We start from the raw sequence: 14,330 nt of genomic DNA on the forward strand, positions 1-14,330 counted from the left end.
ATCATTTTTTGTGGTAAATTTTTATTAACTAAGGATTACCATGAAAATTTTAAATATATTTTTACTTTCTATCGCTATACTTATTTCTTCATGTAAGAAGCAAGATAAAACAAATACTCTAAATGTTTCATTATCTGGTGAAATTTCTACGATAGACCCTGCTAATAGTTACGATACTATTTCTGCCTCAATCGTTTATCAAGGATATGAACAATTATATGAGTATCATTATTTAAAGAGACCTTATACTCTGCAACCATTACTCGCAGAAGGTATGCCTACAATTGAAAATGATGGTAAGAAATATACAATTAAAATTAAGAAAAATATTCAATATCATGATGATCCTGCATTTAAAGGCAAAAAGCGTTTCGTAACCTCAAAAGACTTTATTACACAGCTAAAAAGGCTTGCCTATCTTCCTACCAATAGTAATGGGTGGTGGTTATTTGATCAAAAAATCAAAGGGATCAACGATTTTAGAAATAAAGTAGGAAGAGATTTTTCAAAATTTAAATCCTATAGTATTTCAGGAGTAACTGCACCTGATGATCACACCTTAGTCATTGAGCTTAATGACCCTTACCCTCAAATGCTCTATACACTTGCAATGAGCTTCACTTCACCGATTCCGATAGAAGCTGTCGAAATGTATGAAAATAACTTAAATAATAAAATTATAGGAACAGGCCCTTATCAATTAGATGAATGGAAATCTTCTATTAGACTAACACTAAAAAAGAATCCATATTACAGAAAGGTTTTTTACCCAGGTCAAGGTGACCGAATAGCAAATAGCAGAAACCTTCTAGCTGATTCAGGAAAGGTCATGCCATTCATAGAAAAGGTAGAATATAACGTTTATAAAGAGGCTCAAACGAGATGGTTAAATTTTAAAGCAAAGAAAATCGACTACCTCGTAATACCAAAAGACAACTACAGCTCTGCTGTCGATCCTAATGGTAATCTTACTCCTGAGCTTGAAAAAGAAGATATAAAGTTACAAATATTTCCTACGCTAACTTACTGGTGGCTTTCATTCAATATGAATGATCCTCTTTTAGGAAAGAATAAAAATCTAAGAAAAGCGATAGCACATGGAATTGATGTAGAAAAATACATAAAGGTCTTCACAAATAATATTGGTCAAAAGTCTAATTCAATCTATCCTCCAGGTATACCTGGTTATGATCCATCTTCTAAACTACCTTATGAGTACAATACAGAAAAAGCTAAGATGTATTTAAGAAAAGCTGGCTTCCCTGACGGCAAGGGACTACCTCCTCTTACTTATGATGTAAGAGGAGTTAGCGCAACCAATCGTCAACAAGCTGACTTTGTAAAATCAGAGCTATTAAAGATTGGTATCAACGTTGAAGTTGCACTAAATACATTTCCAGGATTTCTAGAGAAAGCAAGGCAGGGTAAACTTCAGTTCTGGCAAGACGGTTGGGCACTAGATTACCCAGATGCAGAAAATGTATTACAACTACTCATCACAAGAAACCATGCTCCTGGACCAAATTCAACTTTTTACTCTAATCCTAAGTTTGACAAACTTTTTAACGAGTTAAAAGTTCTTCCTAATGGAGCCAAAAAGAATGAGTTAATGAAGGAAATGGAGTCAATAATTATCGATGAGTTGCCTTGGGTGATGCAATATTACTCACGTAACTATATCCTTTATCACGACAGATTAAATAACTATCGCCACTCTGATTTGATCTACAATAACTTTAAATATTTACGACTAAAATAGTCCACTTCTTCGCCTCAATACGGCAATTTTTTACAAAGCCCGACTAACGTTGGGCTTTTCTTTAGTTCAACTGCCTTTCTATCGATAAGCTCTATAAGACTTCGGTCAACCTGCAACTTAGGAAAGATTATGAAACGCAAGAACCTGCAAATTCTAATGGGTGTCATCTTTATGTTCACAGCGAGCATGGCATTTGCTCGGGATTTTATTATTTTCAGTATTGTTCAAGATTTACCAATGGGATATGAGCAAGAAGTCGTTAACAAAAACTTCTATGTAAATATTGGTAGCGAACAAGGTGTTAATGAAGGCACAACCCTAGACGTAGTAAGAACTATCTCTAGACTTGATCCCTATAAAAGAAAAGAAAGATATACATACAATATCAAGATTGGTGAATTAGAAGTGCTTCATTCCGAAAAAGGAAGTGCAATAGCGACACTTAAAGAAAGTAACGTTGGCAAGGATCAAAAAGTTTATGATATTGGCAGCTTTATGGTTGGAGATAGAGTAAACGTAAAAGTTAAGTAATTACATAGTGATTGAGTGAAGATTTGTTCTTCGCTCTTTTACTAAAACGACCATCTTATCTACAGCTCTCAAGGACTTCTCTAGCTTGTCGATTATACCTTGATCAACAATCTGATCATCATCAGAAGTTATTTTCTTCAAGGCAATATTACCCATACCCTGAGCTACAACGAGTTGGTTACTTAAATCATGTAGAAACTTTCTCTCGGCCATGGCCATTTCTTCAATTGTACTACTCATAAGATGCTCCTTTAAAAAATTATTCTATCACATCATTTACAAACGTAACAAATCTTTTTGAGTTCCTTATATTTGATCAACTTAGTTCTTAATACACCTCGGCAATTCTCAATTACCTCTAAGAACATTACATACTCTTCACCGACTAGTATAGAGCCCCTTAACGGCTTACACACTTCTACAGATGTTACCCTTTGACCGTTTAGATAGCCTTTAAAATGGAAAGAGTAATAAATATCATACTTATTTCGTATTACTTTTTTTCCACATATTGAAACTAAGACTACATTTTTCATAAGCTCTCCTTTCTATCTTTTCAGTGTCTAATAGATTAAAATTATGGAAATAATAGAAATTCGTATTGTCTTGAAATCACAGTTAATCTTTTGGAGCTTTTAAAATAATGAATCTAAGTAAGAATATTCCTTCCCTATTATTAGAAAGATATAAGAAATCACCTAATGGAAAATCTATCGGATGGATCGAAAGTAATACTATTAAAACCATCACTATGAGTGAGTATTTCTTAGAAATATCGTACTTAACGCTCAAGTTTGAAGAGATAGGAATCAAGTCTAATGACAAAATTTCGATATTAGCTGATACTTCTGCGCTCTGGAATATATATGACCTTGCTTCTTTGAGTCTAAATGCAGTAGTTGTTCCGATATACCCTACATACTTAGCTGAAGAAATAGACTTTATCCTCAATCATTCCGAATCAAAGTGCTTAATTATCGATTCCTTAGTTCAATTGAAAAAAGTCATTCAAGTACAGGAGAAGCTAGAATTCCTAAAAACCATTATTTGTATTGAAAAAATAGAAGAAAAAGAACTCACGCAGCTTTCTAATAATATACGATTTTTTCAACATGGTGAGTTTTCTAGTGCAGGTAAAGAAATACATGAAAGAAGACCTCTAAGAGTTGAAGAGTTAATTAACAGCGTACAAGATGATTCTCTCGCATCAATTGTATATACATCCGGTACAACTGGACTTCCAAAAGGCGCTCTAATTAGACATAAGGCCTTTTGGTCAATGCTAAATAATGTAAGACAAAGCCTAAGCGCTAATATCGGCGACTCAGACAGAACATTAACATTTTTACCACTTTCTCATGTTCTAGGAAGATGTGATTCCATGCTAGGACTCTGTCTTGGATTAGAGACTATCTATGCGGAAAGTATAGAAAAACTAGTTGATAACATAAGTCTAGCAAGACCTACGATAATGATTGCCGTTCCTAGAATATTTGAAAAGATTTATACCAAGACTCTTGAAAAAATTAATCAAGAGGGACTTGTTAAAAAGAAAGTATTCGACTGGGCAAATGAAATTACGACCAAGTATTTTGATTTCCTAGATTTAGACAAATCTCCTCCTGGCTCACTTATATTGGCCAAAAATATTGCATACAAAACAGTTTTCTCTAAAATATATGATCGCTTTGGTGGCAAAATTCGATTCTTCGTATCAGGTGGCGCCCCACTTTCTCCGGAAATTATTCTATTTCTAAGAAATGCAAATTTAACTATTCTGGAAGGATATGGATTAACAGAGACAATTGCCCCATGCTTTCTAAATCCTGTATCAAAACAAACTGCCGGAACAGTTGGTCTCCCCCTTGGAGACACACAAATTAAGTTTGCAGATGATGGAGAAATACTTCTAAAGACTGCTGCTCTTTTTAGTGGTTACTATAAAAATGAAAGCGAATCAGATAAAGCGATGGAAGATGGCTGGTTTAAGTCTGGGGATATAGGGGAACTAGACAATAACGGATACCTCAAAATAACTGATCGAAAAAAAGACATCATCATAACCTCTGGTGGTAAGAATGTTGCCCCACAAAAAATTGAAAATATGATGAAAACTACTTCCTTCATTTCCCACTTTATGGTTATTGGAGACAAGAAAAAATATCTAACAGGCATCATTGGAATTGAAAAAGAAAGCTTCCTAAAGCATCTAGATGAACTGGAGCTTAAGTCGAACTGCACACTTGAAGAAATATCAAAAAATCAGGAAGTTAGAGCACTTATTTCTAACGAGATCTCCTTAATCAATGAAAAACTGGCAAAGTTTGAAACCATTAAAGACTTTTACATTTCACCAGTTGAATTTACCCCAGAAAATGGACTTTTAACCCCTTCGCTAAAACTAAAAAAGAAGGTTATACTAGAGAAGTTCAAGGAAGAAATTGACGCACTATACAAGCAAAAGAAACTTTGACTTTATGCTCAATTTGTCATAATTATCAATATTGATATTTTTATTTAACGGAGAATCAAATGGCCAGAATTACAATTGAAGATTGCTTAGAAAAAGTAGAAAACAGATATGAACTTGTTCACTTAGCTGTTAAGAGAGTAAAGCAATTGAGAGAAGGTTCTAATCCACTTGTAAGAAGTAAAAATAAAGAAGTTGTTACTGCTTTAAGAGAAATTGCAGCAGGTAAAGTAAAGCATGCTCCTGTTAGTGAGTATGATTCTGACGAATTCTAAGAACTTAAAATTCACATATAAAAAAAAGGAGCTTCAAGCTCCTTTTTTTATTTTCTTTTAAATGCAATCTTTAGTACTTCATCGAAATGTTCTACAGGATAGAACTTCAGTCCCTTGCGATGTCTCTCGGGAACTTCAATAAGATCTTTTTCACAGTCTTTTGGTAAAATAATTTCTTTAATTCCTGCTCTTTTTGCAGCTAGAACCTTTTCCTTTATTCCACCAACTGGAAGGACTTTACCTGTAAGACTTAACTCACCAGTCATAGCAAGTTGAGGTCTTATTTTTTTACTTGTAGCTAGACTATATAAAGCCAGGGCCATTGTAATACCAGCACTAGGCCCATCTTTAGGAGTTGCTCCAGCAGGTAAGTGTAGGTGAACCTCGTGCTCAGATAAATAATCTTCTGGCTCTATTTCACAATCATCTTGATCATCACTTTTTTTCTTTTTAACTTTTGGTGCCTTTTTAGCTATTGCTTCCATTTCAAGTTGAAGAAGCTTTTTAACATAGCTATAAGCAAGGTTGGCTGACTCATGCATTACATCACCTAACTGTCCAGTTAGCTTAAAGCCACCTTTTCCAGCAAGAGGTAGTGTTTCAATGAATAATATTTCTCCACCAAATGAAGTCCAGGCAAGACCTGTCACAACGCCAGGAGGAACAAATTTTTGTGCCATATCACTTTGATATCTAGCTGGGCCTACGAAGCCCTCTAAGTCTTTCGCTAGAGGTGAAAACTTCTTGGCCTTTCTCTTGGCAGAGACTTTTAACAAGGCCGCTTTACGACATAGCTTGGCTATATATTGTTCCATCACCCTTACACCAGGCTCTCTAGCATAATCAGATATAAGTTTCTTAATAACAGGAATACCTAATGAGAAATCAGCCTTTGATAAACCATGTTTCTTAAGTTGCTTAGGTATTACCCATTTATTAGCAATTGAAACTTTTTCTTCAATCGTATAACCACTAAGCTCTATTACTTCCATTCTATCTAAAAGAGGTTCAGGAATATCACCTAAATAGTTCGCAGTTGCTATAAATAAAACTTTAGATAAATCAAAAGGTATATCTAAGTAATTATCAATAAATGTAGAGTTCTGTTCAGGATCTAGAACCTCTAATAATGCAGATGCAGGATCACCTTGAAATGACTGACCTAGTTTATCAATCTCATCTAGCATAATAACAGGGTTATTAACTTCTACTCTCTTTAAAGTTTGGATTATACGCCCTGGCATTGCTCCTACATAAGTTTTTCTATGACCTTTTATTTCGGCCTCATCTCTCATTCCACCAAGACTAAAGCGATAAAATTTTCTTCCAAGAGATTCAGCAATACTTCTCCCTAAGGAAGTTTTACCAACTCCAGGAGGACCTGCAAGGCATAGAATAGTTCCATCATATCCTGGCTTAAGCTTTCTCACTGCCAAGAATTCAAGAATTCTTTCTTTAGCTTTTTCTAAGCCAAAATGATCTTTTTCTAAAATTTTAGCTGCTGTTGGCATATCAACTTTATCATCAGTAGATTTATTCCAAGGAAGATCAATCATCCAGTTAATATACGTTCTTGTAACATTATACTCTGGAGAACTTTCTGGAATAACTTCTAACCTATCCATTTCTTCTTTTAAAGATTTTAAAGTATCTTCAGGTAAGCCAGCTTCTTCAATTTGTTCACGCATCTTCTTAAGGTCACGTGACTTCTCATCCTCATCCATTCCAAGTTCAGCTCTAATCACCTTAAGCTGCTCTCTTAGAAAGTATTCTCTTTGATACTTATTAACTTTATCATTAACTTCATCAGATATTTTCTTTTGAATGTCTGCAACATCCTTTTCTCTTTTTAAGTAAACAAGAAGCTTAGCAAACCTCTTCTTAACCACAAGTGTTTCAAGAAAGTCTTGTGCCTCAGAAATATCTAATGAAATTGCAAAAGCAACAAGATCGGCCAAAGCCCCTGGTGAAGGTGGATTTAACATTGCGAGCTTCATCTCTTCATTGAAGTAAGGATTAATCTCACTAAGCTTTTTAACTTGATTTATAACAGAGCGAGTATATGCATCAAGCTCTTCATCGGACTCTAAAATATCATCAAATACATCAATCTTAGTAATAATAAGAGAGGTCTTTTGGCTTATACCAGATGCTCTATATCTCTTGATTCCATGAACTAAAATATTAACTGAACCATCTGGAAGCTTTAGTTTTTTTACAACCTTACAAAGTACACCTACTTTATAAATATCTTTTGGAGTAATTTCTCTAGCATCTAAATCTAATTCTTCATCTGGTACAAAGTTTCCTGTTTCATCTTTTAAATCAGACTTCACTAAGTTTAAAGCAATATAACCAGTCTTAAGAAGCTGTTCATCCAATTCAGGGGTAAACTTATCTTCTGTCAAAATTATAGGTGCAATCATTCCCGGAAAAATCGGGCTATTCATAATAGGTATAATAACAACGGATTCAGGAAAGTTAGTCTCATTGCTTTCATTTGCAGAGATTTGAACCTGATATTCGTTTTCAAAATCTGACATTACGTCTCCTTAATTATTTAATATCTATAACGAGTCTACCTGGTGAACTAAGGTAGAAAATATCAACATTAGCAACTTTACTAAATGTTAATTCTATTGAGAGAGATTCTTTGCTAATTGGAAAAAATTTAACTTCATCTACAAATTTACTTTTTCCAAATGAATTAATATTTTCACTTAGAGCTGTGTTGAAGAGATCCACATATAGCTTTTTTTCTCCAGATGAAATATTTCCATACACTCTTGGAATCTCGGCCGAAGTAAAATCGAAAACAATTCTTTCGTATCCTCTCTTAGAAGAGTAAGAGTGCCGCATGGCCTTTAGGGTCGAACTTCTCTTAGGTCCACCATTGTGAAAAATTCCACTGTCAAAGTAGACAGATTTCTTTGTGCTAGAAACACGACGAATTCTTTCACCCAAAAGGTTTTGCGAATAAGAGTTAAAACTTAGAATTATAAATAAAGTTGAAAAAATCCATTTTCTCATAGTGTAATTTCCTAATGATATCAGTCATTAACATCTATAATATTATGAAACTTTTTAGGCGGTAATCCAAGCTTTTATTCGAGAATTCTAGAAGAACTTAACTTTAATAGAGAAATCATCATAAATAGCACAGTAAGCAATGACGCAGAAGGTCCATTACCAGGAGGTCCAGAATTGATATCAACAATGGAGCCACAAGCGACAGGAAGAGCTGAATCGTCACTCTTTTTCTTAGTTGCTTTTAAATTATCACCATTACTAATCGTATTGGCCGTTACTGAATAAGTCTGAGCTCCATCCATACAAGAAGAGTTGTCTGTCAGTGTTCCAAAGTTCTTTTGGCTAACTTGCTTATAATCAACCCCTACTTTTTCAACTAGTCTTGTTGTTATGAAATAGAAATGCCTATCTTCATTAAAGCCTGATCTTGAAAGGGAAAATATTTCATAACTTAAAGGATGATTTTCATCCATTGAATGAACTTGATCAATATTGCTCGGAACAATTTTAAGATTATAAATATTCTTGAGCTGAACAGTAGAAATAGGTAGGCGATGTGTAATGCTTAAATCATATTTGCCATCTGTATCAACAGGAAGGCTTGAAGCCAGAAATGGTTCATAAACAGGTGATAAGTAATCTTCATGATTAAGAATAGTAGTAACTCTTAATGGTGAGTAAAAAGGTTGAGTCGCAATTCGAACTTCTAAGTATAGGTCTTTACCTGGAAAGTCTGCGTGTAAATCATAAAGACTTAAGTCTAAATTATAGTCATCATATAGATCATCAAAAACGAGCGCACCGTTAATACTCTTTGTATTAAAAAATCCAACATGCGAACTTCCAACATAAGTAGAGTTAGTATCTTTAGTTACAATTTGAGGAGTAAAAGTTTCTCCCTTAGAAATCATATACTCCCTACTTACCTCCAGGCCGCACTTAATTGATACGTAACCCATATTTACCGAGCTTTGAGAATTATTCAAGCTTATTCCGTAAGGCTTACCTCTATCATCTCCAAAGCATCTTTGAAAAAATCCACCTTTATATGAATTTCCATTGTCACAATAATTCTTTTTAACCACATTATAATATTGAGTTTTTAACCCTACCTCATTTATAGGTTCCACATAAATAAAGTATGTATCATCAAGAGGTAGATTACTAAGTGTAAATGCACCATTATCATCGCTTACAGTAGAAGTAATGGCCTTTCCACTACTTTGACTAAAAGCTGTTACATGTGCTCCAAAAACACTCACTAATGAAGAGCCCCCTGCAGCGATCCCAGTGATATTACCTTCTGATGTTTCTCCATATAGCATCTTTAAACCACTTTTATCATCACTGTGTAAGGAGTATTGTCCTTTCTTCGTTTCAAAAAACATAGTGGCATCTCTAAGCTGACTATGATCTAAACCTAGAGCATGACCAATTTCATGTGTCATCGCATTGCCGAGATAGTTTTTATTATATGCAGAGTTTGAAAATGAATAAGTACTACTAAGAGCGATATCAGCTTCAACTATTTTACCAGTTACAGAGTCAGTATGAGTTGTTGTAACGGCTACTATAGAGCTATCACTAAAAAAGACATCATTACTCAATTGGTAAATGTCATTTCGTCCAGAAACTTCTCCATCATTAGATATAAGAAGATTAATTGAATTTGAAATTATTGAATTATATGAATTTACTGAACTAAAAACGATACTATCTACATCTGAGCTAGAGATACCTTGAACACTATTCGTTAGAAAGAAATTTATATTACTAGAACTATTCCATTTATTAAATTGTCCAGCATCACTTCTCATAACTAAATACGAATAGCTAGAAAAACAAATAAAATATGAAACGAGGATTAAGCTCCAAGACTTAAGCATCAATTATTTCCTGTGCTTTCTCATTGAGAAAGCTGAATATGCACCCATAAATGCAAATAAAATTACTAACCAATATGGGTTAGACGCTTCTTCTTCTTTTTTATCTAGTTGTTCAGCGACAGTTCTCGAGTTACCAATACTAGCTGGTGCTCTACCTTCACTTTTAACTTTCTTTGTTGTATTTGACTTAAACACGAACAGATCAGATGATTTAGTTACGAGGCTTTCTCCCAACATCTTTTCTAGAGAATTATTTAGTGTTTTGCTTGAAATTTTTCCAAGTTTAGCATGTCCAGGAAACACTGCGGACTTATAATAAGTCTTATCAAACTCTTTATAAATTTCATACTTCCCCATTCCAAGACCTTTAACAGAGTAGCCATAAGGTGTATTCTTAAGAATTAGTAGTGACTTTTCATCTTTAAAGAATTTCGGTGCTCCTGAAACTTTATAAACAAGTCCTTGCCATTCGCCTCCAGGATAAACCACTTTAAAATTATTCTTATTAACAATTTCACTTTGTTTTATACCTGCGCTCTTAATTATTTTGAAGGTTGCTTCAGTTAAAATTCTTCCATCATTTATTTTTCTATACTCAAGACCTTTGAACTCACCTAGAACAACACCGTCAGCTTCTTCTAATTGTTTATCCAAACTCAATGGAATAAAGGTTGTTGCCATTACATTGAATTGGAAATAGAAAACTGAAAGTAATAAAATTCGATTCATAGATAGCCCTAAAATAATATGCCCTACTAATATTATCGGCTATTTTTGTGAATTCTTTACTGAAATGATCGGTTAAATGAACATCCAACCCACTGAAATCTTATTGAAATTCAATATTTCTGTCCGCAAAATTTGAGAAAACTACATTTTCATCAACTAAAATAATAGTATTTCCCTTATTTTTTAAGCTTTCTAAAAATTCACAGATCTTAAGAGTCTCTGTACTAGAAAGGCCAAAAGAGAGGTCCTCAAAAATAACGAGAGAGTTTTCAATACTAGATTGTAATTCTGACAATAGTTTCAACCTTTGTTTTTCCCCTCCAGAAAGAGAGCTCAAAGGTCTATCTAAGTTTAAGTAGTCTAAGTTCAGCAGTTTTAAGTAGTCCCAGATCCTTCTCCCTTTAGGAGTTAACTTTACACTTGGAAGAACTTCAGACAAAGGTTTGGTAAAAACCTCATTTATTGTGAAGTTTCCATCTGAAATTGTAGCGATAAAAGGCTTTAACTTCATTCCATTGCAGTCATCACATGACAATACGACATCTTCTAGAAACTGCATGTCGATATTATGAACACCCTTTCCTTCACAGCTCAGACACTTCCCCAAGTCAGAGTTAGGAGAAAAATGACCATCTTTAAGACCTAAATTTTTAGAAACGGCTAAAGAAGCATAGTATTTTCTAATGAAAGGAGTTAAACCAATCATTGTACCTACAGTTGATCGCGAACTGTACCTGTTGAATTTTGAATTTAAAACTAGAACCTTATTAAAATTTACCAATCCTTTGGGTCTTGAAAATTGAACCTGCTGACTTGAAATTTTCTCCAATCCCAACACCTCAGAGACGATATTAGCAACAGCTTCAATATAATAATCTTTTTTAAGAGAATAGCTCTTTCCTCTAATTACATTTATACCTTCAATAGAAAGTGACAAATCTCTACTCTCTCCATTAAGCATAACTTTTGGCAATTTAAGCTCTTTGAGCTTGTCACCTGAAGGTGTAGGCATTTCTATTTTACTATTTCTAAATTTTCCCTGATAAACAATCTCTCCGCCAAGATGCCCGGCACCAGGACCCATGACAATAACTTCATCACTATTTTTTTGCAAATATTCACTATGGTCTACAAGTAAAATTGTATTTAAATTCTTCTTCAGTTTCTTTAAATACTTCAACAGTACTTTTTGCTCATCAAGATCAATTCCTAAACTTGCTTCATCTAGTACAAACAGTGAACCGGACCCTTGAAACGAAAGATACTTCACTAATAAAAGTTTTTGATAATCATTAACTGATAGATATTTAACTTTTTTTAAAAGTTTAAGATGACCGAGACCTAAATCAACTGACACTTTCAAAATTTCAATTAATTGCTTAACTATTTTTTGAGAGTTTTTCCAGTTTAATAATTCAGCCCCTTCTTTTTCTAGGCGAACTAAAAAGTTCAACAGTTCCGAGAAAGTATATTCTAAAATGTCCTGAACACTTGTCCTTTGTTTAGTATTTATACAAAAAGATAGAAGTTCATTTTTAAGTCTTGTTCCATTGCAGCTTTGACAGAGAACCTCAGTCTTTAATGAACGAAGAAGAATACGAACATTCTTTTTATATCTTTTTGACTCTAAGTACTCATAGAGACTTTCAAGACCAACATATTGCCCTGAACCTTTTTCTAAAAAGTTCCATACTTTTGAAGGCAATTCACAAAAGGGTATAGTTATATCAAATCCAGATTTCTTAGCCTCCTTAAGCATTACTGGAAAGATATGCTCAAAACGAGAATAACTAAGAAAGTTAACCGCCCCTTCTTTTAGAGAAAGAGAAGTATTCTTTACTATTTTCTCTCTATCGATCTCAAGGTTCATTCCATGTCCAGAACAAACACTACAGGCACCTAAAGGCGTAAAGGCCGAAAAGTTCTGAGGACTATCTATTTTTATACCAATAGACTCGTCACAAACAGGGCAAGACCTCTCTTTACTGATAACAAAGGAAGAAGTTACGCCCCTTAAAGGGATAAAAACCTTAAGAGACCCATTTATATTTTCTAAATTTAACTCTTTAAACTTCTTATCTAAACTCGATAACCTAGTACCTTTAATTCTAAATAGTTCCCAATACTCATCTTCATAATTAAAAGCTCTGACTTCGTCGCAGAATGATCGTGCAGGCAAGAAACTATCACCATAGATCTTTTTAAAAGAAGTGCTCTCCATGAAAAAATGAACAGCTTCGTTCTCTAAGTCATGAGCTTCTAAAAAGTTTCTTATTTGGTTCAGTGCTATTTTTTCCACAAATTTTTGCTTATGGGTTTTGCAATAACTATCACCGAGGCTAAAAATAAGCTTACTCAACTGATCGTTAACACCAACTAAATCAACGGCTGAAGGCCTTGAACCCACAACGGGATTAGTCTGCGCCAACCCCCACACAGGAAGAACAGGAAATATTTCATCAACATCAGCAGACTGTGGAATATCCCAAAAAAACTTAACATCCCCCGGAAAGGAGTTCATAAACCTTCTCTTAGACTCAGAAAGTAAAGTGTGAAATGCCAAGGAAGATTTTCCAGAACCAGACGGACCAGCAATACATGTAATCGAATTAAGTGCTATAGCAAGATCTACATTCTTTAGATTATGCGTGCGAGCACCTTTAATGGAAATAAAGTTCTGAGTCATTAAACCTCAAACAAAAAAGGCCCACATACAGTGGGCCCTTAAATAATATCTTAAAACAAATATTAACGTTTCGAGAATTGGTACTTAGCTCTTGCGCCTTTAAGACCGTACTTCTTACGCTCAACTTTTCTAGCGTCACGAGTAAGGAATCCAGCAGCTTTTAATTCTGCTCTTGAAGCAGGATCAAGCTTAAGTATTGCTCTTGAAATACCATGTCTAACAGCACCTGCTTGACCAGTAGTTCCACCACCTTGAACATTAATGTTAAGATCATACTTATCAGCAATCTTCATCAAGTTAAGAGGTTGAGTAACAACGTATCTGTTAGTACCTTTATCAAAGTACTCTTTAAAATCTCTATTATTAACTGTAATTTTTCCTGAACCTTCTTTTACGTAGATTCTAGCAACAGAAGTTTTTCTTCTTCCTACAGCATGTGCATCGTAAGTTTTACCTTTAGTGGCCATTACAATATCCTTATTTATTTAATTGCATAAGCTACTGGAGCTTGAGCTTCGTGAGCATGAGCCTCACCTGCAAAAACTTTTAGCTTAGTTAGTTGTTTTCTACCTAAAGAATTCTTAGGAAGCATTCCTTTAACAGCATTCATAAGAATCTGCTCAGGCTTTCTTTCTAATTGCTCTTTAGCTGTTCTAGATTTTAATCCACCAATGTGGTTTGTGTGCCAGTGATAAACTTTGTTATCCCATTTAGACCCAGTAAAAACAACCTTGTCAGCGTTGATAACGACTACAAAATCACCTGAATCAGTATGAGGCGTATACTTTGGACTGTTCTTACCTCTAAGGATATTTGCTATTTCGGTCGCAAGTCTTCCAACAACTTTGTCTTGAGCATCAATTAGATGCCACTTTTTGTCTGCGTCCGCTGGCTTCAATACAAAAGACTTCTGCGTGTACATAAACTACCTTCCACGTAAAATATATTTACTTGTTTTACAATG

General features: G+C 34.3%; 13 protein-coding genes. 4 read left to right on the plus strand and 9 right to left on the minus strand.

Annotated elements, in window-relative coordinates; translation table 11 throughout:
- Positions 1–40: 40 nt before the first annotated feature.
- A complete protein-coding gene (locus tag DPQ89_RS03345) occupies positions 41–1,759 on the plus strand; it encodes an ABC transporter substrate-binding protein (protein ID WP_127715183.1) in 1,719 nt (572 codons plus the stop codon).
- Between the two features lie 129 nt (positions 1,760–1,888).
- Positions 1,889–2,290 carry a hypothetical protein gene (locus tag DPQ89_RS03350; RefSeq protein WP_127715185.1) on the plus strand — a complete coding sequence of 134 codons (402 nt, stop codon included), beginning with the start codon at positions 1,889–1,891 and terminating at the stop codon, positions 2,288–2,290.
- Here the strand turns inward: DPQ89_RS03350 and DPQ89_RS03355 are convergent, their stop codons facing one another.
- Positions 2,291–2,530 carry a hypothetical protein gene (locus DPQ89_RS03355; RefSeq protein ID WP_127715187.1) on the minus strand — a complete coding sequence of 80 codons (240 nt, stop codon included), beginning with the start codon at positions 2,528–2,530 and terminating at the stop codon, positions 2,291–2,293.
- Positions 2,531–2,562: 32 nt separating this feature from the next.
- Positions 2,563–2,826, minus strand: a complete 264-nt coding sequence (locus DPQ89_RS03360) for a hypothetical protein (RefSeq protein ID WP_127715189.1) — start codon at positions 2,824–2,826, stop codon at positions 2,563–2,565.
- Between the two features lie 107 nt (positions 2,827–2,933).
- Here DPQ89_RS03360 and DPQ89_RS03365 point away from each other — a divergent pair, with 107 nt between their 5' ends.
- Positions 2,934–4,763 (plus strand): long-chain fatty acid--CoA ligase, encoded by a 1,830-nt coding sequence (locus tag DPQ89_RS03365; protein WP_127715191.1) that lies wholly within the window; start codon positions 2,934–2,936, stop codon positions 4,761–4,763.
- Between the two features lie 59 nt (positions 4,764–4,822).
- A complete protein-coding gene (rpoZ, locus tag DPQ89_RS03370) occupies positions 4,823–5,035 on the plus strand; it encodes a DNA-directed RNA polymerase subunit omega (protein ID WP_127715193.1) in 213 nt (70 codons plus the stop codon).
- 47 nt (positions 5,036–5,082) lie between these two features.
- Here the strand turns inward: rpoZ and lon are convergent, their stop codons facing one another.
- From lon to rplM, 7 genes are all read right to left on the minus strand, one after another.
- On the minus strand, positions 5,083–7,578 hold the full coding sequence (gene lon / locus DPQ89_RS03375; RefSeq protein ID WP_127715195.1) for an endopeptidase La: 2,496 nt from the start codon (positions 7,576–7,578) through the stop codon (positions 5,083–5,085).
- Positions 7,579–7,591: 13 nt separating this feature from the next.
- Entirely contained in the window at positions 7,592–8,065 is a 474-nt protein-coding gene (locus tag DPQ89_RS03380; RefSeq protein ID WP_127715197.1) for a hypothetical protein, read from the minus strand.
- A 74-nt stretch (positions 8,066–8,139) separates the two neighbouring features.
- Positions 8,140–9,951, minus strand: a complete 1,812-nt coding sequence (locus DPQ89_RS03385; RefSeq protein ID WP_127715199.1) for a matrixin family metalloprotease — start codon at positions 9,949–9,951, stop codon at positions 8,140–8,142.
- 3 nt (positions 9,952–9,954) lie between these two features.
- Positions 9,955–10,680, minus strand: coding sequence for a hypothetical protein (locus tag DPQ89_RS03390; protein WP_127715201.1), 726 nt, complete (start codon positions 10,678–10,680; stop codon positions 9,955–9,957).
- Positions 10,681–10,780: 100 nt separating this feature from the next.
- Positions 10,781–13,366: a hypothetical protein gene (locus tag DPQ89_RS03395; protein ID WP_127715203.1), complete on the minus strand. Its 2,586-nt coding sequence runs from the start codon at positions 13,364–13,366 to the stop codon at positions 10,781–10,783.
- Positions 13,367–13,428: 62 nt separating this feature from the next.
- Positions 13,429–13,833, minus strand: coding sequence for a 30S ribosomal protein S9 (rpsI, locus tag DPQ89_RS03400; RefSeq protein WP_127715205.1), 405 nt, complete (start codon positions 13,831–13,833; stop codon positions 13,429–13,431).
- A 14-nt stretch (positions 13,834–13,847) separates the two neighbouring features.
- Positions 13,848–14,288 carry a 50S ribosomal protein L13 gene (rplM, locus tag DPQ89_RS03405; RefSeq protein WP_127715207.1) on the minus strand — a complete coding sequence of 147 codons (441 nt, stop codon included), beginning with the start codon at positions 14,286–14,288 and terminating at the stop codon, positions 13,848–13,850.
- Positions 14,289–14,330: the final 42 nt, after the last annotated feature.

The sequence above is a fragment of the Halobacteriovorax sp. HLS genome, assembly GCF_004006665.1.
Classification (GTDB): Bacteria; Bdellovibrionota; Bacteriovoracia; order Bacteriovoracales; family Bacteriovoracaceae; genus Halobacteriovorax.